Raw genomic sequence first — 24,463 nt, 5'->3', positions numbered from 1 at the left:
CTCGATATGAGTGAGACAAGTATTTACTCTTTACAAGGCTTTGGTGGAAAACTGGACCCCCTACCCCCGTACGGCTTGGTCATTATTGATTTTGTGAATGGTTTTGCGGCCCCCAACACCTTTGGAGGCGGCAACATAGCCCAAGCCATCACGAACACCGTGCCTTTGTTAGCCTTTGCACGACAACACAACTGGCCCATTGCCCATACACGCATTGTATTTGCTGACGATGGCGCTGATCATAATGTTTTTAGCCTAAAAGTCCCCACTATGCTGGGACTAACAGAAGACAACCCCAACAGCCATATTGTCCCAGAACTAGCACCCAAACCGGGGGAATTAGTGGTAAGAAAAACCGTACCCTCTGCGTTTTTTGGTACCTCGCTGGCGGCTTGGCTAACCCAGCGAGGTGTCAAAACCCTACTCGTAGCCGGCGCCGTCACAAGCGGCTGTATCCGCGCTAGCGTTGTGGATGCCATGCAGCTAGGCTTTCGGCCCTTTGTGATCTCGGATTGCGTAGGCGACCGCGCTCTGGCCCCTCATGAGGCTAACTTATTTGATATGAAAGAGAAATATGCCACGGTGATAAGTAGGGATGAGGTGATGGAAAGTATAAAAGGGAGTAGATAAAATTAGCTTCCCTTAAATAACCCATAACTTTATAAGAAGCCATTTATAAAGTTATGGATCCCATCAAAAGGCGCAGGCATCATCCAAGTTATTTTAATTATTCCATTGTCTTTGGATTACAGCTTAATAAGTGCCTTTTCTAAATAAACCATTTTAATTATTAATATATTAATACTAAAAATCATGATACTTTTTTCCGTAAGCCACTGTGGCCTGGAAAAAACCTGCCTTGCTGCCACAATCGTAACGCGTACCTTCGTAGCGCATACCAAATACGGGCTTGTCGCTCAACATCAAGGAAATTGCATCAGTTAACTGAATTTCCCCTCCTTTACCTGGCTGTGTGCGCTCTAAATAATTAAAAATCTCTGGCTCAAACACATAACGGCCTACTACAGCATCACAGCTAGGGGCTTGCTGAGGGATTGGTTTCTCAACAATCGACGTGATCGCTGTCACTTGAGCATCGACTTTGGAGCCTGCAATAATCCCATACTTATCAGTTTCAGTAGGGTCCACCGTTTGCACAGCCAAAATACTACCATTGTACTGATGCGCCGCATCAACCAGCTGACGAACAACTGCTACGTCAGAATCAATCAAATCATCGGCTAATATTACTGCAAAAGGCTCATTGCCTACGGCAGGCTTTGCACATAGTACCGCATGGCCTAAACCTAAAGGCTCACCTTGACGAATATAAATACAACTCACATTTTTAGGTAAAATACCGCGCACACAATCAAGCAACTCATTTTTAGCTTTGCTTTCTAATTCCGCCTCTAACTCTGGAAGTCGATCAAAGTGATCTTCAATGGCTCGTTTATTACGTCCCGTAATAAAAATCAGCTCTGTAATACCAGCAGCCACAGCTTCTTCTACTGCATATTGAATTAAAGGCTTGTCAATTATAGGGAGCATTTCTTTTGGCATCGCCTTTGTAGCAGGCAAGAAGCGGGTTCCCAAGCCCGCTACGGGGAAAACAGCTTTACGGATTGGTTTCATTTTGATTTTTCAAAACATTTAAATAATTATAATAGTCATATTAGATAAGTGCTTGCAGGCTTTTCAATAAAGTGAAAATCAAATAAGCACTTCACCCTATGAACAAAAAAATCAAGCTATAGAGAGCTATCCCCTAAGAGAATCATTGGGTAACGAAAAATCTAACCCAATCACTCGCTCGGAGTAAATCTCATTGCCATCAACAGAAACTGGCTGTTCTTGTATAGAGGACACAACATGATCTGATAACCTAATACGTCTTAAACGTCCCAATCCTTTTTCTAATGGAAGGTAATCCAACTCGAAGCCATAATCCTTAGCCCAGCGCTCACAAATATCTTGTTCCTCTTGGCGAGTTGTGTCGTCCATCCATACCTCCGCATGCACAGACAATTGACTAGCTAAGGTCGGTAAAGCTGGATAACGACTGTATAAACATGTTGCCCCAGGTAGACCACCCACCCACAGCAAATCGATATTATGGACACCCTCCAACAGTGAAACTGAATACCAGCGAGAGACCTTCTCAGCATCTGCAGGGTTCAGGTGTTCGCCCTCCCAGGCTTCCAGCTCGCCAATCCGCAGATCGACCCAGTCTTCCAGAGACTCCGCTTGCAGCGTGCTAAGAGTTTGGGCCCCGTAGTAGTGGCTATGCTCTATGGAGATAAGCTTGCCTATACCATTTTGGCGCAGGGCATCGGCAATCACTAGCGTAGAAGCACCGCTACCGAACTCGACAATGATTCGGGGACGTGTAGCCATGATGTGCGTCTGCAAGTGCAGCAACACGTCAGGAGAGGTCGCCCAACCCCGCAACGGAGGCAGCTGGCCCTTAATCCTCAAGCGTCGCTGCAGCCAAGAGAGGCTTTCCAGCTGTGCGTAGAGACGATTCTGAACAATGAGCAGGTCACGAGTGATCTTGGCTGCATTTTCTTTGCTCACAGCTAACAGTTTTTTTTCGAGCTGCTCAATATTATCTTCTGATTTCGTATCAATCTTCTTATTTTTTAATATTGCTAAACTATTTTCTACACCGGACGCCTCCGAAACGCTTCCTCCCTTACCTAGCGCATGAGACAAGATGACGAGACGATAAACACCCAACAGTTGCTCATGCACTTTCTGAGCATCAAAAAACTGTTGGATTATCTTAATACCGAAAGCACCGAGACCCGCTCGATAGCTTTTCGAGGTCAGGAGGCTACTCAGATCACTGTGCACCATTTCAGGCTTGTAGTCCCTGTGCTGATTCCCCACGCCGCCAAAGTTAGAATATACACCTTGCTGCCAAGTATTCGCGTTTACTAAACCACAGTAGCTCTTGCTGCCCACAGCAATAACGGGTACTCCGCAACTCATAGCCTCTAAAGCACAACGCCCAGGCGCAAAGACAAAGTCACTCGATTGATAAGCGCTGCGGAGTACCTCATCTTCAAGCCACCCTCTAAACTCGATAGTATTACCACCACGAACGACTTCCAAGCGGGATCGGAACGACTCCGTTTGTGTACCATCGCCTACAACAACCCAAGTTATCTCTCCTGAGTAATGTTTGCCAGCATACTCAACAGCATCGCAAAAGACATCTAAAATGAAGTCTTTGTCTTTATCGAGACGTGATACTAAAGCAGCCTTCAGCTTTCCCTCGTTACTTTGGGGCTTATCTAGGAGCGGCTGAAAAAAATCCGTATCGGGAACATTAGGCACTACTTGAAATTTTTCTGGGCTTCCCGCTTTCTCATTCAGCAAATAATCACGGACACCCGATGACACTGTTAACACTGTCGATACTTTATCAATATAACGAGGTAGGTTGTCAGTATATTTGCCATGAAACGTTAGCACTAAGGGCACGTCTAACTGTTCAGCTAATGCTAAACCGAACTTACGAGAAGCAAAGGGATGCGCATGTACCAAATCAACTGAGTCAGCAGCATGAAGCTTCAAAGCCTCATTAATTGTGGCATTAAGATCTGTGTAATCCGTTCGAATAACCCCAATACAATAATTTGCCAGCGAGTCAGAAAATGAACCAGCGGGACAAACAATCGTGGCTTTATGACCATAGTTGACCAAGAATCGAGCAGCTGCGAGAACATTCTCGTGCAGTCCTCCGTGTGAAGCTTTAAAAAAAACCGGTATTACAACATGCACGACCCAACCCCTATACTTTTACAACACAGCCTAGCCTACAGCCACATTAATTCTGTTCTCTTGGAGTAGCTCAATCAATTAACAGCTACCCAATCTCTAAGGAAAAACTCACGAAAGTGATTACACCGCGAAATGTCCACTAAATATGCCTCGTCCATCCTCAGGAGTCCTGTACATCCTAGGTGCTACCTATTTATTGCCGGATTGCAAGACTTAGATAAAATAGTTTCTATTATTTTTCTGGTGTCTTTTCGCGACGGAGGGGAGTGACCTGTAGCCGGATCTGCATAGGAAATTAAATTTATTTTACCAGCCACCAAAACAAGAGAATCCAGATTTACTAAATTATCTTGGACTTCACTTTTATGCACTATCTGAGGATGATTTATTAAGAGCTGGCCAGCATGATTAATAACATGATGATCATCACAAGAATTCTGAAATATATAATATTTCTTGCATCCAGAAGATATCTTTTCTTCATCGACGCTAAAACTAAACCTTTTATCTTCAGCACCTATTTCAGAAAAGGAAAAACCATAACTATATTTAAGCATAGGTTCTAATCTATGCCTAAGATATCGAGCAAGGTAAACTTGAGGATTGATCACTACCACTATTATATTATCAACATATTCAGAAGCTTTCAGAGCAGAAAAACCACCTGCTGAAGATCCAAAGAAAAAAACCTCAATATTTACAATGCCGAGCATCGCCTTAATTTTATTAATTAACTCAGGAACAGCGGTTACAGGACAGAACTCGCCGCGTCTTCCCTGAAACCACCCGGTAGAAATGTCATTTTCTTCATTAATCGTGGGATCAGATAATGAAATACAGTGCATTGCACTGGAATAGTCAACTAACCAACTAAACCTTTGATATTGAACAGCACCTTTTTCCCTATTATAAGCACCAGGAAAAAAAATAGCCAATTTCGATGTTGGACTTTTGCTTTCTTCATAATAAAAACTAAACTCACCATTAGCTACGCTAACTTTATTCTCGCCAGCCTTTAACTTCATACTATCTCCAGCACTCAAAAACTTTCATTAGCTAAAATTAACGTTCAAGATTTATGCGCCATTCACAAAACTCACCAGAGCTTAAAATAGCCTCAAAAACCCATGCTGGCTCAATTACACCATACTCTCTCGAGAGGCCAAAATCATTTCTCTTTAAAGTCACTTGACATGCACCATACAAAGTAACCTTCACACCCGAAGCTGGATCATGCAAAATATATCCAGCACCATTTTTATCGACTTTAAGGGAACCATTAAATTTTAGACGCGATGCATATAGGCCTTGCTCTCTATAAGCGATGTCTCTAATTAAAAGATAGTTTCCGGGACAATAATTTATATGACGAACATAAGCACCGTTTTTTTTATCATAAAACGCAACTGAAAAAGTAATTTTTTCCTCGTCATAACATAATCCAAGTTTGTATGACCCAGAATGAGAGAGTTTAACATCTGTAGGATGTAATGTTGTAGGGTATGAATCAATCACACCGTGCGAAATTGCCGAAACCACTCTGTCACGTTCTACTGATTTTCCGTAGATGTACTTCCCAGGATCCGAAAGAAACTGCACGCCTTTATACCAAAAAACAATCTGCCCTACATCAGCATGCTTATGCACATAGCTATGCCCAGAAAATGTTGTAGCGAAATAGTCTGGTTTTTCCATATTATTTCTAACAACCAGGAGACCATCTTCAGACATATCTTTGACGAAATGATCACCACTATTGCTTTTTATTGAAGCTTTCGAGTTAATAGTGCTAGGCCATTTCGATCGTGATGAGGTATCCCCAAAAGTAGCCAAACGGCCATCAGGCATAGCTAACCATTTTCTTATACTATTAGCTTTCTTTAATACACTCAACGGAAGCGACTGAGAGAACAGTTCGTCAAGCTTAAGCCTTTCAATCAAGTTTAAAACGAAGAAGTGATACTCAGGAGAGTTCTCGGTATGCAAACCGTTTTTAGTGAATTGAGAGCCCATGATCCTATCAAATCGATCGTTAGCATACGCCATGGCACTATTATCTTGAAGATAAGAAGCAAGTAATGCTAGACCATGGAGTTGAAAGATGCCATGGTTGCCCTTATGCAGATTCTTGTCTTTTGTTAGGAAGCTAACATGCTCTTTTGCCAGCTCATCTAGGCAAAAAGCGAGCCTATTGAGCTCATCAGAAGAAAAATGGTTTTTTGCCTCTTTTGTCACGGACAAATAGAACGCGATACGTGCCGCCCTGATCCCCGCCGACATGTCATACCACGAGTAATCAGAGGTGCCATGTTTTTTAACATGAAACCTATACCAGTCTTCAACGATAGGAAATGTCTTTCTTAAAGCATCAAAACTGCCGGTTTCAAAATACTCACGGAGCCACTTATCCCCCATCCTCCAACAGTGGAGCTGAAAACACCAATTAGAGTCGTTATGAGGATTTTGCGCCCAATCAAAAGGAACCCTAATCTTAAAAACCGGAGTTCCTTTTCGCAAACATGCTTCATCATCAGCCAGTGACGCTAACAGCTTTTTATCAATCCCTGAAAGCAAGTCATAGTTATAAAAATCAAGATTTTTCACTATTAAAGGTCCACAAGTTTAGTGTCAAATTCATCGGCCTCAACTTTGACTTGAGGGTTCGAGATGAAGTAGTCATCAGACTCCCCCCAAGTATGACCTCCTCCAGAAGCCCTAAACTGGATAAAATTGAACGGATCGGCTGCATAGATCTTGTATTTTTTCTCAATGACATTCTTGAGGAAAGAACTATCCTCACCGGTGTTTCGGCTCTCGAATCCTATTTCATCAAACACCGATTTCTTAATCACAAAGGTTGGGCCCGCGACAAAATTAAATTCCATATGCCTCTGACCAGGGAATCTGCGTATTAGTTTATTACTTCCAGAGAGATACATGAAGACCTCCCGCTTCCCTACCATTGCATAGTCCCCAAATGAGAAGGGAATCAGCATGTCAGACAGGTAATGCTCAAAATAGAAGTCATCATCATCCATCTTGGCAATGTAATCGCCTTTCGCCAACCCGGCTGCGGCATTAAACCTTTGACCAAGAGTCTTGTCGGAGTTGTCCTCGACTAGCTCTATCCTCTTGGCATTTTTTACTTTGCTATGGAGTAATGACTGTAGCTTCTCAACGTCCTGCGATGAGAAGTCCTGCAACCAAAGAATCAGCTCTAGGTTTTTATGATTTTGACGGGCTACATTTTCAACAAAGCGTTCACTCATGTGGGGTCTTCTGGTACAGGTCACGATACTAACAAGAGGTTCCGACAGGTTTTCTTTATAGCCGAGAGATTTCCTTATTTCCTGATACCGATGCGCATAGGTATGTTTTTTCATCACCTCACGATAACCAAGGTGTGATGTTCTATCCCAATAGTGTTCATCCGTCAGTAGCTTCTCGATGATCTCGTTAGCCTCTTGGGCATCGTTCGCCATATGGACGATACCTGAGAACTGCTCTTCAATCGCACGGGAGGGTGTAGACACAACAGGTGTACCACATGCCAGCAGCTCATAGACACGCCGAGACATCATCGTAGGCGAGTCGACAATAGTGTTTACATTCAAGAACACCTTAAACTGTTTATAGAGCTTCACTACCTCATCAAAGGGAACCGAGTCTCTGATGTAAGGCTGAAACTCTTCCGGGAATTTATATCTTTCGTTGTCCAGCTTGGAGAAACGGTCGTAGATAGCACCTTTGAACTCAATGATTGAAGGGAGAAGCGCATGCATTTGCCGCTTCCGTTCATCGTGACCTACACTGTAATAAGAGCCTGCGAAGCATACAGACTCAGGCTCAAAGCGAAATCTCCCAGAAGGGTTACAAATATTTTGCTGTGCCGCAAAAGGCACTGCATAAACCTCAGCCCCCGGAACGTCCCTCTTGTATTCTGGAACCTTGTTTGAGTCTGTGGTAAATATTACATCGGCATACTTGGCAATAGGCAAAAACTTCTCATAGTGCATCGGATCTTCTTTATTCCAGAAAAGAAGCGGCATTTTTTCTTTCACCTTCGGAAGAAGGTCCAGCAATGCTTTCGAGTTTTTATGCTTCAACCCTGGAGAAGTGAAGGCATACTGCCAAGCCCCCCTATTACCTTTCCAACAGCTTTCTATAAAGCAAAAATCTGCTTTGGAAGCCCTAACCTGATCACCATACTGGTTTCGACTGACCAAGTATTGCTTAAACTCGTACTTCCAGCACTCCTCAGATATTTCGTCAAGAATAGAAATAGCCGAGAGGGTTTTATCCGGATTTTTGATACTAAGCGCGCGCTTCGTCATGCTCGCTCTTGCACTGGATGCATCACTTATTACCTCTTCGATGAATCCAGCATAGCGGTTGCTCACATGCTTCCAGGTCCGTTGGCTCTCTATCCAACTACGGGCGGCCTGGCCTAGACGCTTGCGCTCCTCGGGGCTGTTGATCAGCGCCAGCAGGGCATCAGACAGAGCCTTGGCGCTGTCCTTGGTGAACAGTCGCGCACGCTCACCGTTCGGACCGGCCATAGTGGTGTGCGGGGAGACATCCGAGAGCACCAGGGCCTTGCCCATAGCCATGGCTTCAAGCGGTTTGAGGGCAGAGACCATTTCGGTAACCGCCGACGAGAGCCGTGGGATGGGCAGGATATCCATACAAGATAGATAGCGCGGCACCTGCTCGAAGGGCACGCGACCAATAAAGCGGCACTCTCCTTCAATGCCTAGCGCTTTTGCCTTGGCCTTGACGGTTTCAATCACCCTGCCATCGCCCACCAGCACAAAGGTAAAGACCTGGCCGATCTTCTTGAGGGTAGCCATGGCCTCCATCAGCAGTTCCAGACCCTCGTAGGCTACAGCGCTACCCGCATAGCCGATCACGGGAACGTCAGGTTTGAGCTTGAGCTCCTTGACAATGGCGGTATCCGCGGCCATGGGCTGGAAGCGCTCTGCGTTAACCGCGTTAGGCACCACTCCGATGCGCTCTCGGGGCACGCCCCAGTTGGCCAGCTCGTCAGCCAGCTCTTCAGTAAGGGTAATCACCAGATCCGCTTCGAGCGCTGCCTGCTGCTCCAGCTCACGCATCAACTGATAGCGTTCTGAGCCGGCCCACCCCGGCTGAATGGAAGCTTGGGTGACTTCCCACAAGCCGCGCACTTCATAGACGAACGGCAGGCCCAGACGACGCGCTGCTATGAGTGCCGGTAATGCCGTAATATGATTCGAGGCCGCAGCAATGGCTTCAGCTCCGAATTTTCTAGCCTCACTTTCAAAATGATCCGCCGTATTTCTCAAATACTCATCTAAAGCGGTATCTGCTAACCGAGTTCCGTCAGCCGCTACGTAAGTGACTCCCTCCAGCTCAGCCTTACCATTCTTCTGATCAAGACCAGAAACTCCCGCATCCCATGGGAACCCTAGCCGCGTAGTAACCCGCACCTTGAATCCTGATTGCTGCAAACCAACTGCGACGCCATGTGAACGTGTAGAGTAACCATTGGTTGTGTATGGAACTGATTGGTGCAAACAATACAATACATGCTTAGGTTGAGTAGAGGTAGCAATAGCAGGGCGGCGTAAAGGCACATGAAACCCACCCTGCAACCGAGAAAATCCTTGCAACTTTTTCAGCAAGTTAAGCTGACTTTTACCATGAAGTTTCCCACTTTGGTGCAACACTTCCATGACTTGCAGTGGCTCTTTCAGCCTTCCTTCATCGTTATACCACTGGCTAGCCGTGACATAGCTTACTTGGCTACCATCCTTTAGACTGCTTTCTTCAGATGCAGCCGTGCTGACTGGCTTCACGGAAAGTTCGTTGACGAAAACCTTTTCCCCATGCTTTATTTTAAAACAACACAGCCCCACCTGAATCCCAAAAACACCTTCAGGCACAGTCAAGGAGTGCTGCTTTTTAAGCGCTGCACCAGTATCCGGGAGATATTTAAAGCTGGCATGGAAGTAGCTTGACTTTGACATACCTTCAAAGGGCTTATCGGCCATCTCTCCCTTACTATCCAAGCCCTTAAGCAACAGAACGGCTTTTCGCCAATCTTTTTCCTTGATGTTAAGAAACTTCGTTGCAACGCATATCTCTAACCTCTGGCCTGGTTGTACCGGTATGTGATACCAAATAGGTGTACTACTTCCTGGCAAAACGACAGGAATAGCGTGGTGAAACTCACCGGTACCTGGCTTAACGTCAGTTGCAAAAACAGCTTGCGACTCAACAGCCGGTTTCTTCATAGGCGTCGCAGTAGCAGCCTTGGTTGCTGCTTGCAACTTTATCGACTCGGTCGGCTTGGCTTGCGCCTCAACTATCACCTTCTGCCCCATAGCACTCCCCTCCCCCTTCAGCGCCTTCACCATCAGCTCGGTATACGCGGAGAGCAGCTGCTCAGCACTCGGCTTCGGCCCAGGCAGCTTCAGTGACCTCTGAAGGGCTGTGGTCAGGCTTTTGGTACTGCCAGCCTCGAAACTCAACACGCCGTCGTATTTGGCAGCGTACTCGGCCAGCGGCTCCACATCCGAGACCACCAGTCGCTTGCTGTAGACCAGGGCCTCGGCGGCTTTCATGGGCGGCACCAGCTTACACACCGCCAGGGGCTTGCGGGGAATCACCACCGCATCCAACAGGGCGTAGTAGTCCACCACTTGGGCATGGGGCACCCGTCCGACCTGAATCAGCCACGGAGGGGCTGTCTTGAGACCGGCATCGGCTAGGTAGACAGCTGAATCACCTATGAGGGGCTGGCTATCCCCCACCAGTAGCAGCTTGAGTTTTTCGCCGTTTTGCACCAGTTCGGTGCAGGCATCGAGCAGTAGATCCAGACCTTCATAGGCGCTGAGGCTACCCACATAGCCAATCACCTTATCCCCAGCATTAATGCCAAGTTTTCGTTGCAACTCAGGGTCTGCTGGTTTTATTTCGGGTAGTTCACTCACACCGTTGGACACTAGCTGAATTTTGTTTGTCTCTACGCCTCTGCGCACCAACTCATCTTTCATGGGTTGGTTTAAAGTAAAGACGTGTACTGCCTGCTGCGCTACAAAGGTATCTCGTTCTTGTTCTTTTTTAAATGCCGCTGTGTTCGCGTAACCAGGTTCACGCGCATCTTTAGATAACTCCCAAAATCCGCGCACCTCATTATAAAAAGGCAAGCCTAAACGTTGTGCTGCTACCCACGCGGGTAAACCCACTTTGTAATTTGAGGCGGCAATCACCACTTCGGGTCTGTACACTTTGAACAGCTCTATATAGCGTTGAACGTCGTTCTCTAGTTCAGCTACTTCGTCACGGCTATCCGCAGTTTGGCGCGTATGGATATAACGCACTCCTTTTACTTTTACCTCTGGCGCTATCTGAATGGAACGTGTCTTGTCTACGCTCCATGGCCTACCTGGGCGTACAAAACACAAGGTCTCAAAACCGTGCTCATTTAATGCCTGCGCAATGCCTTGGGTTCGTACCGCATAGCCATTGCTGGCATAGCTTTGCCCATGGCTCACTACATACGCAATACGTTTAGGAATAGATAAAAAAGGCGCGCAAGCCTGCTGTGCAAGGTCTTGCGCGTGTAAAAGAAGAGAATCCATACAACGCCTACTTAAAACACCACAAAATTAACTTAAGCCACCAGCTCTAAGCTATCGCTCTTTACCCCTGAGGGTAATGCTTCTAATAGCCCTACCGCATCAATTACCGCAGAGGTTTTTAACGCCTGCAAGTTTAGCTGCGTCATAAACACACTGTGTTTGACTAGCACGCAAACCACATCGGCATCTGCCACGGCTGTCTCTGTGGTACTTAAGTGAATAGACGCTGCACTTAAGCTAGCTGGCAACTGCTCAATATTTGGTTCGACCACATGCACCTCACATCCTAACTGAGCAATTTGCTCTACGATATGCAAGGCGGGGCTTTCACGTAAGTCATCAATATCTGGTTTAAATGCAATGCCTAAACACGCTACTTTGATGTCTTTGCGGGCTTTTTCAGGGTGTTGGGTGTGTGCTTTTTCTAGTTCCTCTTTTACCCGACCTAATAACCACTGGGGTTTGCTGTCGTTTACTTGACGTGCAGTACGGATTAGTTTGGCATGCTCGGGGCAGGCATCGACAATAAACCATGGGTCGACCGCAATACAATGTCCCCCGACGCCAGCGCCCGGCTGAAGAATGTCAACACGTGGGTGACGGTTTGCTAAGGAAATTAATTCCCACACGTTAATGTCTAGCTCGTGGCATATCAAAGATAACTCATTCGCAAACGCGATATTGACATCTCTGAAGCTATTTTCTGTTAGTTTGGCTAGCTCTGCTGTGCGCGCGGTGGTGCTAATGCATTCCCCCTCTACCACGACTTTGTAGAGTTCGCAGGCTAGCTGTGCACATTTGGCTGTCATACCGCCAATCACGCGGTCATTTTCTACTAGCTCGCGTACGACTTGGCCGGGCAACACGCGCTCTGGGCAATGCGCAATACGAATATCAGAGTCTTCACCATGCGTTTGCGGAAAGGTTAAATCTGGACGGGCTTCGGCTAGCCATTGCGCCATTTTTTCTGTCGCACCAACTGGTACCGTGGACTCGAGCACAACCAAATTGCCCGGTTGCAGTACCGCTGCTAAGGCTTTACTGGCGGCTTCAATATACTTTAAATCGGCAGTATGGCTTTGATCGGCTTCGTTATAAATAAAGGGGCTAGGCACTGCCATTAAAAACGCATCGGCAGGCTCTGGCTGCGTAACTGCTTTTAAATAGCCCTCCGTAACAGCTGCCTGCACCAATTCCTCTAGGTGGGGCTCAACGATGTGGATTTTGCCCTGATTAATGGTGTCTACAGCGTGTTGGCTGACGTCAACCCCAATAATTTTTTTCTTGCGTGATGCAAACACGGCGGCGGTAGGCAAGCCAATATAGCCCAACCCAATAACGGAAATGGTTTCAAAACTCATAACTTTTACTCTTACAAAACAGAATTATCGATTAAAAAATCACGAATACGCTGACATGCCAACCCATCCCCATACGGGTTATGCGCTTGACTCATACGTTCGTAAGCGGTGCCGTCCGTTAACAACCGCGTTAGTTCTTGTGTAATTTGGTCTATATGGGTTCCTACTAATTTAACAGTCCCCGCTTCCACTGCCTCTGGGCGCTCGGTGGTGTCGCGCATCACCAAGACAGGTTTACCTAACGAGGGGGCTTCCTCTTGGATACCACCCGAGTCTGTTAAAATAATGTGAGCCTTGTTCATCAAATACACAAAGGGCAAGTAGTCCTGTGGCTCAATTAAATGAATGCTAGGACTTTGTCGTAAAAGCCGATTGACTGGCTCTTGAACATTGGGGTTCAGGTGCACCGGGTACACAATTTGCACTTCAGGGTGCTGCTCGGCTGTCTGGACCAGTGCCTGACAAATGCGCTCGAAACCGCCCCCAAAGCTTTCACGACGGTGCCCCGTGACCAAAATCAGCTTTTTAGTGCTATCTAAAAAGTCGAAGCGCTGCGCTAGCTCCGCCACCAAGTCGGTGTCATTTTCTATTTTTTCTTTTACCTGCAGCAAGGCATCAATGACGGTGTTGCCCGTGACCACAATGGTGTTGTCTTTTACGCCTTCTGCCAAAAGGTTTTGGCGCGATGCAGAGGTGGGGGCAAAGTGCAACGTGGTGATGGCCCCCGTTAAACAACGATTGCCCTCTTCGGGCCACGGCGAATACATATTGCCTGTGCGTAACCCGGCCTCAATATGCCCCACTGGAATTTGCTGATAATAGGCCGCCAATGCCGTCGCAAAGGTAGTCGCCGTATCACCATGCACCAAAACCATATCTGGCTTGAACTCGGCCAAAACTGTTTTTAAGCCTTGCAAGATACCCGTAGTGATATCGCTAAGATCCTGGCCGGGTTTCATGATATTTAGGTCATAATCAGGCTGTAGATTAAACAGCTGTAAAACCTGATCTAGCATTTCGCGGTGCTGCGCAGTAACGCAAACCTTTGCCTCAAAGCGCGCATCTTCAGCTAATTGTAAAGCGAGGGGGGCCATTTTAATGGCCTCGGGGCGGGTGCCAAACACCGTTAAAATTTTCATTACGACTTACCTTTTATCTACTAATTGATACTCAAGCTCTTGGCAACGGGTGTAGTAGTGCTCTAGTAGCGCCTGAGTCTGTGCTAACTGAACGGCTTCAGGTGAATGGACTACAGCGGCCACCTGCGCTTTGCCTAAGCGCAATTCACACAACTGGACGTTTTTAGCAAACAAGTGCGCCCCATAGCGGTCTGCAGCCTGTTGATAGCAGGCTTTTGCTTGCGCGTAGTCGCCGGCTTTAAAGTGCGCCATGGCTTGTTGCACAATAGAATCGTTATTCCTAGTCATTGTGTTTTACCTTATCCCTATTGCTAGGGTGTTACAGTGATCCAAAGGGCGCCTTTATCTGCCTCTAGCGTTTTTTCTTGCCACTCTAAGCCTCGCTCTGCACACAGTTCACGCCAGTGTTGCACCACGTGTTGCTCGCCATCGCGCAAGCTATCGTCCAACATAATATCCACGTGCTTTGAGGAAAAATACTGCAGCACCTGCGCCAAGGCAGGGGCGCGCACCAGAGGATCTGATTTAGGGCTAAATGGGCCATCGACCAAAACCAAAATACGCGCGGCGCGGCCCTCGTATAATTGGGCTACACGTGCTAATTGGTTTTCGCAGTCATAGAATAACGCCGCCTGATCTGCTTGCTGGCTAAACCGTGAGGGCACTAAAGGCGCTAAGACCAGTTCGACTACCCCGCTTAACCCCTGCGAAGCCAAAAGCTGTTTACTTTGCTGGAAATGGTTTTTATCTTGTTCAAAACTGAGAATACGACGCGGGAGCTCGTAATTTTCCAAACCTCGTGCTTGGTGCATTGCCTGACGCCCTGTTTTAGCTACAGGTGTGTCCACGTCTTGGTAGTTTAATTGCAGCTCTTCTGCATACCCATTGTTATGGCGCTGCATTTGCTGGCTGATGACTTTTGCCATTAATGCCGTTGACGTGCCACTGCCGAACTCAATAATTAAGTCATAGCTATGTTGCTCTAGGGCCTGCACCAAATGACTCGCCACATCCGCACCAATCGCCCACCCCCCGAATGCCAAAGGCTGCTCGCCGCTTTCTAGGTAATGCTGTAAGCCCAGCACGGATTGGTAGTGTTGGCGTTGCTGCACAAACGAACGGGTCACATGTTTGCCCAATGCATTGGTGGCTTGTTGAATTTGTGCGGTTTGCTGAGCAAATAACTGATTCATGCGATCTTCAATCTGAGCAAAGCCTACCTCGGCGGTAGTCTGAGTTTTAACTAGCAGTGCATTTTCTTGGCTTAGCTGCTGCGTTTTTTCTTGTTCTTTTTTTAGCTCTTGCTCTAACTCCATCACTTGCTTTTTACGGCTTGCGAACCATTCTTTTGTTTTTTGTAGTTCTTCTTGAGTGCCCTGTAGTTCCGCTTGTACTTTTTCTACTTCTTTATTTTTCTTTTCAGCGTCTGCCTGTGCGCGAGTTAAATCGCTTTGCAACGCAGCCAATTGTTGCGCTGCTTGTTCTTTTTGTTGGGCTAGTTCGTCGTTGGCTCTTTTTATCGCTTGAACATGAGCATCAACGGTAGCCTGCAAAGCTGCGTTTTGCTTGGCTAACTCGGCTTTTTCTTTTTCTAGCTGCGTCTGGCGTGTTTCCGCACTTTTTTGCGCTAATTGGGCTTGAGTGAGCTCTTCTTGCAGAGTTCCTTGCTGCACTAGCTGCTCTTTGGCCTTCTGTAGATCCTGAGCATGAGCCTGAACTGTAGCCTGTAAAGTTGAGTTTTGCTTTGCTAGCTCGGCTTTTTCTTTTTCTAACTGTGCCTGCAATGTTTCTGCACTTTTTTGAGCCAATTGGGCTTGAGTGAGCTCCTCTTGCAGAGTTCCTTGCTGCACTAGCTGCTCTTTGGCCTTCTGTAGACCCTGAGCATGAGCCTGAACGGTAGCCTGCAAAGCTGAGTTTTGCTTGGCTAACTCGGTTTTTTCTTTTTCTAGCTGCGCCTGGCGTGTTTCTGCACTTTTTTGAGCTAATTGGGTTTGAGTGAGTTCTTCTTGCAGAGTTACTTGCTGCACTAGCTGCTCTTTGGCTTTCTGTAGATCCTGAGCATGAGCCTGAACGGTAGCCTGCAAAGCTGCATTTTGCTTGGCTAACTCGGTTTTTTCATTTTCTAGCTGTGCCTGGCGTATTTCTGCACTTTTCTGGGCTAATTGGGTTTGAGTGAGTTCCTCTTGCAGAGCATTGACGGTGTATTCCGCGTGACTATGCTGTTCGGCTAGCTCTGTTTCTATTTGTTCGAACTGCTGCTGCAAACGCTGTAGCTCGTCTTTTAATGGGTCGCGCTGCAGCAGCCATTCGCCCCAGTCAGAGTCGATGGCTTTAGTGCTCTTTAGCTCGTAGCCCGCGTCCTCGAGTTTTTTTACTAGTTGGGATGCTGGCTCTGCCCCTTCGTAGAGGGGCTCTATACTGGCTTTAAGGCTAATACTTAGGAAACATTCTAGTTGATCACTTTGCAACAAGGCATCAACCAAATCGGCCTCTTCGCCAGCGGCCGCAATAATCAAATGCGCTTTTTGCTCTGGGCTAGGCCCATAATGGTTGACTATCTGCGCTAAGCGGCATGTGACGACTGTATAGCGCTGAGCCAACTGCAAGCCTGGAAAGATCTGTTTTAAACCAGTAGGCTGACGCAGACTGGCCAAACCGGAAATAGTGTAATCGTACAACTCGGAAAGCTCTGCCCTTTCCGTTATGGCACTTTCTACTACTTTTACTTGAGGAAACTTTCGGCTACGTAGCCGTAACTGGTTCGCAAGAACGGGGTGTGGTTCTATTAATACGATTGACGCAAAACCTTGGTTAACCCAATTTTCTAATTCCGTCGCCTGACCGGCACCTATATGTATAAGAGTAGAAATACCTGAGAGTTTAGACGACATCATTCTTATTTACGCTATTTAAAATATACTGACTATTTATTACGGTTTCCTGCGCCTTTTTTAACATTTCCTGACGCATTTTTTCATTTTCAATTAATTCTATTATGCTTTTCACCCATATTTCTTTATCCATGGGTAATAAATAACCATTTAATTGGTGTTTAATAATAGAACCATATACAAAATGGTTTGTATAAATCCCTACTGCACCAGCATGAGTGATATCAAAGACCTTGGTAACCGAGCGAGCTTGGTTGAATGGCGTATCGAGTAATGGGGCCAACCCAATACACCGATTGGAAGAGCTAATTAAAGAGCGATAACTATACCACGACATAGGGTGCAATACGTGAACTCGGTCTGTATTTTTAAAGAGTTTTCGTATTTTTTTTGCACCAATTATTTCGAAATTTAAATTAGGTTTTAGTTTCAATACTTGTTCTATTACAGGTACTAGCCATTGAATTTCGGCTTCATGCGAGGCAGACCCGTGGTAGAAAATGGTGTAGTGTTCTGTGATGTTTGTATAGGGGCTTTGGGGGGGCACATAGGTGGGATTCCAATCTTGATATTTTTGCATTAACCATGGAGTGGACACCCATAGTTGCACCTCCATGTTTTTTAGCCACTTTTTATGCCTAGCGGCATAGATATATAGTTTCCATTGATAACGAAACGGTAAGCCTTTATGTGTAGATGTATCCAGCACATCATCATCCATAAAAAACACAATATTGGGCCGGCTTGGCGCGGCTAACCGCTGTAAATACCGCCGCCATTTTGAATTAATATAACGAATAAAAACCAGTGTATCGGTGGCATCAAACTCTAGTTGGCTAGGGTCGTCATCCCAGTGGATGTCGTGATCGTGTGATCGCGCAGCAAAGTAAAAGTCCGAGGTCGGATTCGGCCCAGAATGAATTAAGTACGTAGGCATGTTTAGCTCCAGGGCCAATCAATTCGCGGTACTTTAGATAAACTAAAGTCAGGCTGGGATCCATTCAAATTTGGGTTGTAATACGGGTCGCCTGTATGAATCACTGGCCAGCGTTTACGCATGTAGTTGGCTTCAGCTTGGGCTCTGGCCTTTTTGACAGGGTCATCGTCCTTGCCCCGTGAAACCGATTCGTAGTGGTAAAGCTCAGCATAAGGTGTATACACCACGTTATAACCCGCTTCTCTAACACGTAAACAATAGTCCACGTCATTAAAAGCCACTTTTAAATGTTCCTCGTTTAGCCCACCTAGTTGCTCGTAAAGCCTTTTAGGGGTTACCAAGCACGCGGCGGTAACGGCAGAAAGGTCCTGTGCAGCCATGGCTCGACCCATATAGCCTAGGTCTTCTTGTTCTAAAACCCCATGCAAATGCGTGGCACACCCCCCTACCCCAACCACATCGCCGGCATGTTGCACGCGCCCATCCGCATAATAGAGCCGCGCACCAACCACACCGACTTTTTCTTGGGCTAACCGAGAAACCATTTCCTCTAGCCAGTCTGGTGAAATGACCTCGGTGTCATTGTTTAACAAACAGATCACACTGCCTTTGGCTTGCTTTACCGCAAAGTTATTGACTGCCGAATAGTTAAAGGGGTAGTCATAGCTTATAACGCGAACATGGGGATGCTGAGCAACCAGCTGCTGAAAATACGCCAACGTTTGCGGATCCTCACTTTGGTTATCCACAATAATAATTTCGTAATTTTGCCATTGCGTTATACGCACAATACTTTCCACACAAGGCTGCAAAAAATGCAACATGTCACGAGTTGGGATAATAATGCTGACCAATGGCGTTGGCTGTGGTGCCGCATAGCGCACACGTACTACTCCGGTCTTATCCAGCTGCACTTCTGCTTGGATGCCAGAACGCTGTAAATGCGTAGAAAGTACCTGCACATGTTGACTGGCATCCATTAACGCTCTATTTGACGGTGCAGACCAAAGCAAAGCTGGGATATGCCCAATTTGGGCTGAGGCCTGTGCTCCTATCTCTAACAACAATCCATAAACGGAAAAATCGTGGGCGTGATAGCGACAATTTTCTTCATACGCCGTTTTTTTTACCCACACCACCTCGCCCACATAAGCAGTACTGTATTGCAACTCCAGCGACCAGTCTGGCTTAAAATAAGGCGTTTTCATTTCACCTTGAGCCGTGTGGTGATCGTGATCACTGTAAATGCAGTCAAGGTCGGGCTGCTGCTGTTGTTGCCACAAAAACCAAGCCACCGCCCACGGTCGCAGAACACAACCCGCTTTCATATGCAGCACATAATGTGTGGTGATTTCAGGCACCTGCTGTCGCCAAATCAGAGGCTCACAAGCAAAGCCCTCTTGGGCATGTACAGATGTTAGGCTTTGTTCTATTTCTATTGCCGAAGCGCTTCTGGCATCAATTACCACGCTATAGCTAGAGTGCCTTGGCAACCTTGCTTTAAATCGTTGAATTGCCTTTTTATGTGAAGGCTGTAATTGCCAATACCGTGCTAACCACTGTGCATAGTCAGGAGCTGGGTAATGATAACGAAAAGAGCTAAGTAATCGATACCCTTGGTAAAACGAGCGTTTTAATGCGGGCATAAAGCCCATACGGCGTCGCAAACTGGCGGGCATAATATGCCACATAAAGGCCACTCGGTGCCACATCCAGTAATAAGCCTGGGCTACCGAGATCGTCTGGATCTGAACCGGTTCATCCGTACCTTGCCCGTCCACATGAATGTCAACTCGAAGTAGCTGCTGCCCTGCACTTAAACGCACTACCTCAAACAACCTGCCTTTATGAGTAACGGACAAGGGCAAGCGTTGTAGCTGGCTGTGATCTTGGTAAATCAACTCGGCGTGAATACCACTGTGTCTAACAGGCAACTGCGCTTGTATTAAAAACCACTGCGCTGAAAACGATGAAAAACTCATAGCACAGGTAAATAGAGGTCTAGACCCAGCTGAGCAATCAGTTCGCTCCCCTCTGGTTTTTCTATGACGGTTAATGCTTCTTTTTGCTCGGCAGTTAAGGCGCGGCTTTTCTGTTTGACTGTAGCGCTAACACTATGCTCAAAGGTCGGAGGCCGCACCATAAAACGTGCATTCGTTTGGGCAATTACATAAGTGGGCTGCGTGGCATTTAACATCGCTAAATCAATATGTCCTGCCGTATGGGCCACCAGCACACGTTGGAAGATTCGACACAAATAACTTAATAAAGAATAACTGGACGAGGAACCAAAAACCAGACAAAGCGCATCGTGTAATGCATTGTGATTTTGCATCAAGACCACACGGCCAAAATTAGGCAGCGCGTTATCAAATACCACCCATTTTTTGTAATGCATGCCTGTCAAAAAAGAGGCAGGCTGAGAAAACGGTGGTGTGAGTTTATTGCCCAAATCACCCACATGTTCACGTGTTTGATAGGTGTCTTGGACAAATACGGCTTGCACCTCGCAACCATCTAAGCCCAAACGTTGCGCTACCGATTCCACGACACGCTGCGCCCCCTGATGCGTCCAATGGGTGTCTGTTTTGTAATACGACGCATCTCCCAACGCTTGGAGCTCTTGGGTAGGGTACAAGTACATGTCTGACGGCATCTGCGCAAACACCTCATCAAATAAACCCGAGGCTGCAGCTTGGTACGGGTAATAGTGGCTAAGCACACTTTCTTTGGTAGGCGCAATTAAAAACAAGGCACGGTTATCCCAGACCGCCATGTGTGTTTGCCAGTCTTGAATGTAGCGCTGCCAATCCGCCAAGCACTTTTTACTTAGCCGCAACAGCCCACGATGCTGATCTACACTGAAATTCGTATCGTTATCTAAAAACAGCCAATCCTGATGGCCCTGCAACACTTTCAGAGGCTCTGGCTCCGCGTCATTTTCCGGTGTTGCCACGGGTAAGCTCAAATCAATCAACGCATAGCTTTGATCATTAATATGCAGCCGCAATTGCAATTTTGTGCCCGACAAAGGCAAAGCAAGGCGAAAGCCACACTGTTCTTGGGCCTGAGCATGCTTAAACGTCGACACCACATCCGGTCGATTCCGATCTAAAGGTATACAACGCTCTAGTTGTTCGTTTAGCTTTACGCTTAAATACGGCGGTTGCTTTAAGTCACGATACACCTGCGGCTTTACTAACACCCAACCTTGTACTACCCAGCCTGTTTTTTCTTTGGGTTGACCGTGCTCGGTACTGGGATAATCCAGATGGTATTTCCATACGGGTGACGAAGCGGCGGTACTGCGCCACCATTTTTTAATATTCAACACATATTCCTGAAAAATAGGCCAAAATCAACGCGTAGGCTAGCCTGACCATTACGAATGATCGGGCTTGCGTAACATTCTAGCGTCAACCTCAAAAACACGGGTATCCATGTGTTGCGGCATGTAGAGATACTGCTTTTTTAGGCAGCTTTCATGCCAGCGGTGATAGGCTTTGCTGTAATCGTGTCTCAAGCCTGAAAAAATAGTAAAAATATGCGTAGCAGAGCGCTGCGTTAAGGAGTCTTCACGCACGCGCCCAAAGGCAAGCGGTAACCCCGGGTGCACTTCGTAAACAGCAGCGGCGCCATAGGCTTTAAGCACCCGATAGTAATACTCGGTATCCGCACTACACACCACGTCATCCCAAAAGCCTAATTCGTTAAATACAGCTCGGCGCATTAGTAACGACGACACATTGCGATGCACCAAACCGTTCCAATCCTCTGGCGAAGACCAGTTACCTAGTTGTAAATCGTCGCTGGCACGTACCCAATGTGACAACGTCACTTGTAACGCGGGCTGCTGTAATAAAGGACGCAACTGCTGCTCAATTTTCTGAGGATGAGACCAGTCATCGCTATCGTGCACAGTAATAAACTGGCCCTGACTTTGCGCTAAACCCACATTACGGGCGTGATATGCCCCTTTATTTAGGGCTTGTGCGATTAAGCGAATACGTGGGTCTTGTAGTGCAAGCTCTGCCACCAAGGCGGCCGTGTTGTCACTAGAGGCATCATCTACGACGAGAATCTCTAAGTAAGACCACGTCTGTGCCTGCAGCCCTTTTAAGGTCGTCAGAATCGTTTTTTCAGCATTATAAGCAGGGACGATCACGCTAACTAAAGGCGGGGGCTCAACGCTCAGGAAGTCGTTACTGGTCGTGCGTAATAACCCCGTACTTTGTAACCCATCAAACAAACTCTGATCTCCAAGAGGATGACTACATACCCCCATTAAGCCAGCGGCATCATAATGTTGATTTAGCTCTTTCCAGTGCAGTGCATGATCTTTAGGTTGGGCTAAATGATTCATACGCGTTAAGATCAGTTCTACCCGGTCGCCATAGCGAGCCTTTAGCTGCTCCAGATATGCCAATGTATGAGGTGTATTTTTTTGCTTAGCCAAGACCTCTACCCACAATAAATGCGGAGCCATCAGGCCAGGCATGGGTCGGGCAGAACCTACATAGAACGACAAGGCTTGATGTACCTGCTGCCACTGCCCCAGTGCCGCATACCAACGAGCTAAAAACCACGCTGCACTTGTTTTTTCTGCCTCATTGCTACTTTGAGTTAACTGCCACAGTTGCTGCTCAGCCTGCGATTGCGTGGCCTCTGCCCACACCAGCGCTTCGGCTTGCACCGCTTTCAGTTGACAAGGCCAACGGCCCTCTTGATAACCGTGGTGATAAAAATGCTCCCAGGCAGGCATACCCGCCTGCGCTACATCGGCATAGGTCGCTAAATAGTAGTCACTATCAAAATAAGGCGGTGCCACAGGAAGCTGTGGTTTTTGTAGGCCTTTCTTTTTTTTAAATACTGAGGCAATACGGCTGAGCATCGCTTTGTTTATCCTTTCCCTAATTACTAAGGATGGGGCTGACGCCCTTCTGCTTGACCATTGCGCAAGAAATGCCATAACGGGTTAATACCGGTGATGGCCACATCCGGGTTTGATTCAAGGTAAAAACTGGAATCAAAATAAGGGGAAGGATTTCGTCCCTCAAAACCGCCTAAACGTATGTAGTGCAATGCAGGGTTAGCAGACTGCACAGGATCCTGCGCTACATCGGGATACTGCTGCAAATACCACTGCGCATCAAACCAAGGACTTTGCACAATGTGTTGGGCTCGCTCTTTGTCTTTACGCAGAGCGTCACGTCGCGCTTTTCGAGCAGCACGACGCTCAAAGAACGATCTGGGTGGAACGGTATGCTCAGGCTCGTGTACACGTACCTCAGAAACCACTACCAAATCGGTACTGGACTCTTTGTTATGATCAAGTACCACAGGCACTTGACGGTCAGGCGCCGTAGTTGCGTCTTTATCTTTTAGGTAAATTCGCTCTAACTCCTCTTGATGCGAATGAAGCTGCTGCAACAATAAAGTATTTTCAGCGCCCAGCTCTTTTTGTAGAGCAAGCGATGTCTCTTTAGCCAACATCAGGGTTTCTAACTCTGCTTGTACCGTAAGCAGCTGCTCTATTACAAGCTGGTTTTCTTGAGCGAGTGCATTTTTTTCTAGCTGTAGCTCTACAACTTTCTTCTCTGATTGATCAACGTCACTTTGTGCAGTATGTAGCTGAGCTTTTAGCTCGATCAATTGTGCATTCAACGTTGTTTTTTCTGCCTGAAGCTGCTCTTGATTAGCCTGATTTGATGCTAACTCTTCGGCCAGTTTCGTTTCTAAAGCTGTAATTTTCTTAAGCTGTGTCTGCGAGTTGCGCTCTAGGGCTACGAATTTTTGATGAGTTTGCCTTAGCTGGGAAAGCTCTTGTTCCGTGTTTTGCAGCGCTAAGGATTTTTTTTCTAGCTCCTCTTGGGCGACAAAAAGCTGCTCTAACACCAACTGGTTTTCTTGACCTAATGTATTTTTTTGCTCTTGGGCCACAGAAAGCTGCTGTAAAACCGACTGATTTTCTTGAAGCAGGTTTTGTTTTTCCTCATGCTGCGCGGCTAGTTTGGTCTGAGTGTATGCCAGTTCTTTTTCAAAAGCTGAAGCTGATTGTAATTGTCGCAATACAGCCAATGCCCCTACAGAGTCGGAATCAGGGGCAGCTGAGCTTTCGCTTGTTAAAGGCCAAGTCATCGCTTTTGTATATTGAACAACCTGAGCTAAGTCGGGGTCTTGTAAAAGTATTTGTTGGGCTAGCGTAGACGCCCACGGTTTAGCAGCATCATGCACCACAACATCCACTGCAGCAGTATCTAGCGTAGACACCCCATGTTGCTTGCATACCTCTACAAAGTGATGAGGGTGGCTTAGTACCTGACTTAAATCAAACAAAAGCGTTTGCTTACGATGCATACGATAGAAGTCTTGCAATGCAAGCAGATTGGTTTTCCACTGCTCTAATGCCTCGGCTATATCGTGATCTGTCGTGATCAACCCAGTTAAAAGCTGAGGTAAATCACTGTAGAACAAGATCACTTTCTGTTGTGGGTACTGCGTGAGCTCTTGGGCAAGTAATTGTAGTTGCTCTGTGCTTTGTAAAACCACACTGTAAGGCTGAGCTAACGCCTGACGCAATGTATCTTGAGTCAAATTTAACTCTATGGCCCGAGCTTGGCCCTCGTTAAAGCCCACCACAGCTAGTACCGGCAGCGCTTCTATCCAATTACAGTAGGCTCCCGCCCCAAGTACCAATGACATGCAACTTTCCTTGTTTTTC

General features: G+C 46.7%; 15 protein-coding genes. 1 reads left to right on the top strand and 14 read right to left on the bottom strand.

Annotation, left to right across the window (positions count from 1 at the left end):
* Nucleotides 1–6: 6 nt before the first annotated feature.
* Nucleotides 7–630, top strand: coding sequence for an N-carbamoylsarcosine amidohydrolase (locus GGR41_RS01815; RefSeq protein WP_167660379.1), 624 nt, complete (start codon nucleotides 7–9; stop codon nucleotides 628–630).
* Between the two features lie 174 nt (nucleotides 631–804).
* On the opposite strand, the gene galU is transcribed toward GGR41_RS01815, so the two are convergent.
* The 14 genes from galU to GGR41_RS01745 all read right to left on the bottom strand — a co-directional run bounded on the left by galU (nucleotide 805) and on the right by GGR41_RS01745 (nucleotide 24,444).
* Nucleotides 805–1,635 carry a UTP--glucose-1-phosphate uridylyltransferase GalU gene (gene galU, locus GGR41_RS01810; RefSeq protein WP_167660378.1) on the bottom strand — a complete coding sequence of 277 codons (831 nt, stop codon included), beginning with the start codon at nucleotides 1,633–1,635 and terminating at the stop codon, nucleotides 805–807.
* Nucleotides 1,636–1,761: 126 nt separating this feature from the next.
* Nucleotides 1,762–3,789: a glycosyltransferase gene (locus GGR41_RS01805; RefSeq protein ID WP_167660377.1), complete on the bottom strand. Its 2,028-nt coding sequence runs from the start codon at nucleotides 3,787–3,789 to the stop codon at nucleotides 1,762–1,764.
* A gap of 185 nt (nucleotides 3,790–3,974) precedes the next feature.
* Nucleotides 3,975–4,814: a hypothetical protein gene (locus GGR41_RS01800; RefSeq protein ID WP_167660376.1), complete on the bottom strand. Its 840-nt coding sequence runs from the start codon at nucleotides 4,812–4,814 to the stop codon at nucleotides 3,975–3,977.
* Between the two features lie 37 nt (nucleotides 4,815–4,851).
* Entirely contained in the window at nucleotides 4,852–6,393 is a 1,542-nt protein-coding gene (locus GGR41_RS01795; RefSeq protein ID WP_167660375.1) for a heparinase II/III family protein, read from the bottom strand.
* Nucleotides 6,394–6,395: 2 nt separating this feature from the next.
* Nucleotides 6,396–11,414, bottom strand: a complete 5,019-nt coding sequence (locus GGR41_RS01790) for a glycosyltransferase (protein ID WP_167660374.1) — start codon at nucleotides 11,412–11,414, stop codon at nucleotides 6,396–6,398.
* Between the two features lie 32 nt (nucleotides 11,415–11,446).
* The gene (gene wecC / locus GGR41_RS01785) at nucleotides 11,447–12,775 is read right to left on the bottom strand and encodes a UDP-N-acetyl-D-mannosamine dehydrogenase (RefSeq protein WP_167660373.1); all 1,329 of its coding nucleotides are present in this window, start codon (nucleotides 12,773–12,775) and stop codon (nucleotides 11,447–11,449) included.
* Nucleotides 12,776–12,786: 11 nt separating this feature from the next.
* On the bottom strand, nucleotides 12,787–13,914 hold the full coding sequence (gene wecB, locus GGR41_RS01780; protein WP_167660372.1) for a non-hydrolyzing UDP-N-acetylglucosamine 2-epimerase: 1,128 nt from the start codon (nucleotides 13,912–13,914) through the stop codon (nucleotides 12,787–12,789).
* A gap of 6 nt (nucleotides 13,915–13,920) precedes the next feature.
* Nucleotides 13,921–14,202 (bottom strand): hypothetical protein, encoded by a 282-nt coding sequence (locus GGR41_RS01775; RefSeq protein ID WP_167660371.1) that lies wholly within the window; start codon nucleotides 14,200–14,202, stop codon nucleotides 13,921–13,923.
* Between the two features lie 23 nt (nucleotides 14,203–14,225).
* Nucleotides 14,226–16,808 carry a coiled-coil domain-containing protein gene (locus GGR41_RS01770; RefSeq protein ID WP_167660370.1) on the bottom strand — a complete coding sequence of 861 codons (2,583 nt, stop codon included), beginning with the start codon at nucleotides 16,806–16,808 and terminating at the stop codon, nucleotides 14,226–14,228.
* A complete protein-coding gene (locus tag GGR41_RS01765) occupies nucleotides 16,795–17,742 on the bottom strand; it encodes a glycosyltransferase family protein (RefSeq protein WP_167660369.1) in 948 nt (315 codons plus the stop codon). The genes GGR41_RS01770 and GGR41_RS01765 overlap by 14 nt, the downstream gene beginning before the upstream one ends.
* Nucleotides 17,743–17,744: 2 nt before the next feature.
* Entirely contained in the window at nucleotides 17,745–19,724 is a 1,980-nt protein-coding gene (locus GGR41_RS01760; RefSeq protein ID WP_167660368.1) for a glycosyltransferase family 2 protein, read from the bottom strand.
* Nucleotides 19,721–21,073, bottom strand: a complete 1,353-nt coding sequence (locus tag GGR41_RS01755) for an alginate O-acetyltransferase AlgX-related protein (RefSeq protein ID WP_167660367.1) — start codon at nucleotides 21,071–21,073, stop codon at nucleotides 19,721–19,723. The genes GGR41_RS01760 and GGR41_RS01755 overlap by 4 nt, the downstream gene beginning before the upstream one ends.
* A gap of 51 nt (nucleotides 21,074–21,124) precedes the next feature.
* Nucleotides 21,125–22,633, bottom strand: coding sequence for a glycosyltransferase family 2 protein (locus tag GGR41_RS01750; protein ID WP_167660366.1), 1,509 nt, complete (start codon nucleotides 22,631–22,633; stop codon nucleotides 21,125–21,127).
* Nucleotides 22,634–22,659: 26 nt separating this feature from the next.
* Nucleotides 22,660–24,444: a coiled-coil domain-containing protein gene (locus tag GGR41_RS01745; RefSeq protein WP_167660365.1), complete on the bottom strand. Its 1,785-nt coding sequence runs from the start codon at nucleotides 24,442–24,444 to the stop codon at nucleotides 22,660–22,662.
* Nucleotides 24,445–24,463: the final 19 nt, after the last annotated feature.

This window comes from Paenalcaligenes hominis, assembly GCF_011927625.1.
Taxonomy (GTDB): Bacteria; Pseudomonadota; Gammaproteobacteria; order Burkholderiales; family Burkholderiaceae_B; genus Paenalcaligenes; species Paenalcaligenes hominis.
Note: the sequence above shows the minus strand (reverse complement) of the source record. Positions and strands in the feature narration are given on the sequence as shown.

Coding starts and splice junctions, on each gene's coding strand:
- GGR41_RS01815 (WP_167660379.1), top strand. CDS start 7: ATGAGTGAGACAAGTATTTACTCTTTACAAGGCTTTGGTGGAAAACTG.
- galU (WP_167660378.1), bottom strand. CDS start 1,635: ATGAAACCAATCCGTAAAGCTGTTTTCCCCGTAGCGGGCTTGGGAACC.
- GGR41_RS01800 (WP_167660376.1), bottom strand. CDS start 4,814: ATGAAGTTAAAGGCTGGCGAGAATAAAGTTAGCGTAGCTAATGGTGAG.
- GGR41_RS01790 (WP_167660374.1), bottom strand. CDS start 11,414: ATGGATTCTCTTCTTTTACACGCGCAAGACCTTGCACAGCAGGCTTGC.
- wecC (WP_167660373.1), bottom strand. CDS start 12,775: ATGAGTTTTGAAACCATTTCCGTTATTGGGTTGGGCTATATTGGCTTG.
- wecB (WP_167660372.1), bottom strand. CDS start 13,914: ATGAAAATTTTAACGGTGTTTGGCACCCGCCCCGAGGCCATTAAAATG.
- GGR41_RS01775 (WP_167660371.1), bottom strand. CDS start 14,202: ATGACTAGGAATAACGATTCTATTGTGCAACAAGCCATGGCGCACTTT.
- GGR41_RS01770 (WP_167660370.1), bottom strand. CDS start 16,808: ATGATGTCGTCTAAACTCTCAGGTATTTCTACTCTTATACATATAGGT.
- GGR41_RS01765 (WP_167660369.1), bottom strand. CDS start 17,742: ATGCCTACGTACTTAATTCATTCTGGGCCGAATCCGACCTCGGACTTT.
- GGR41_RS01760 (WP_167660368.1), bottom strand. CDS start 19,724: ATGAGTTTTTCATCGTTTTCAGCGCAGTGGTTTTTAATACAAGCGCAG.
- GGR41_RS01750 (WP_167660366.1), bottom strand. CDS start 22,633: ATGCTCAGCCGTATTGCCTCAGTATTTAAAAAAAAGAAAGGCCTACAA.
- GGR41_RS01745 (WP_167660365.1), bottom strand. CDS start 24,444: ATGTCATTGGTACTTGGGGCGGGAGCCTACTGTAATTGGATAGAAGCG.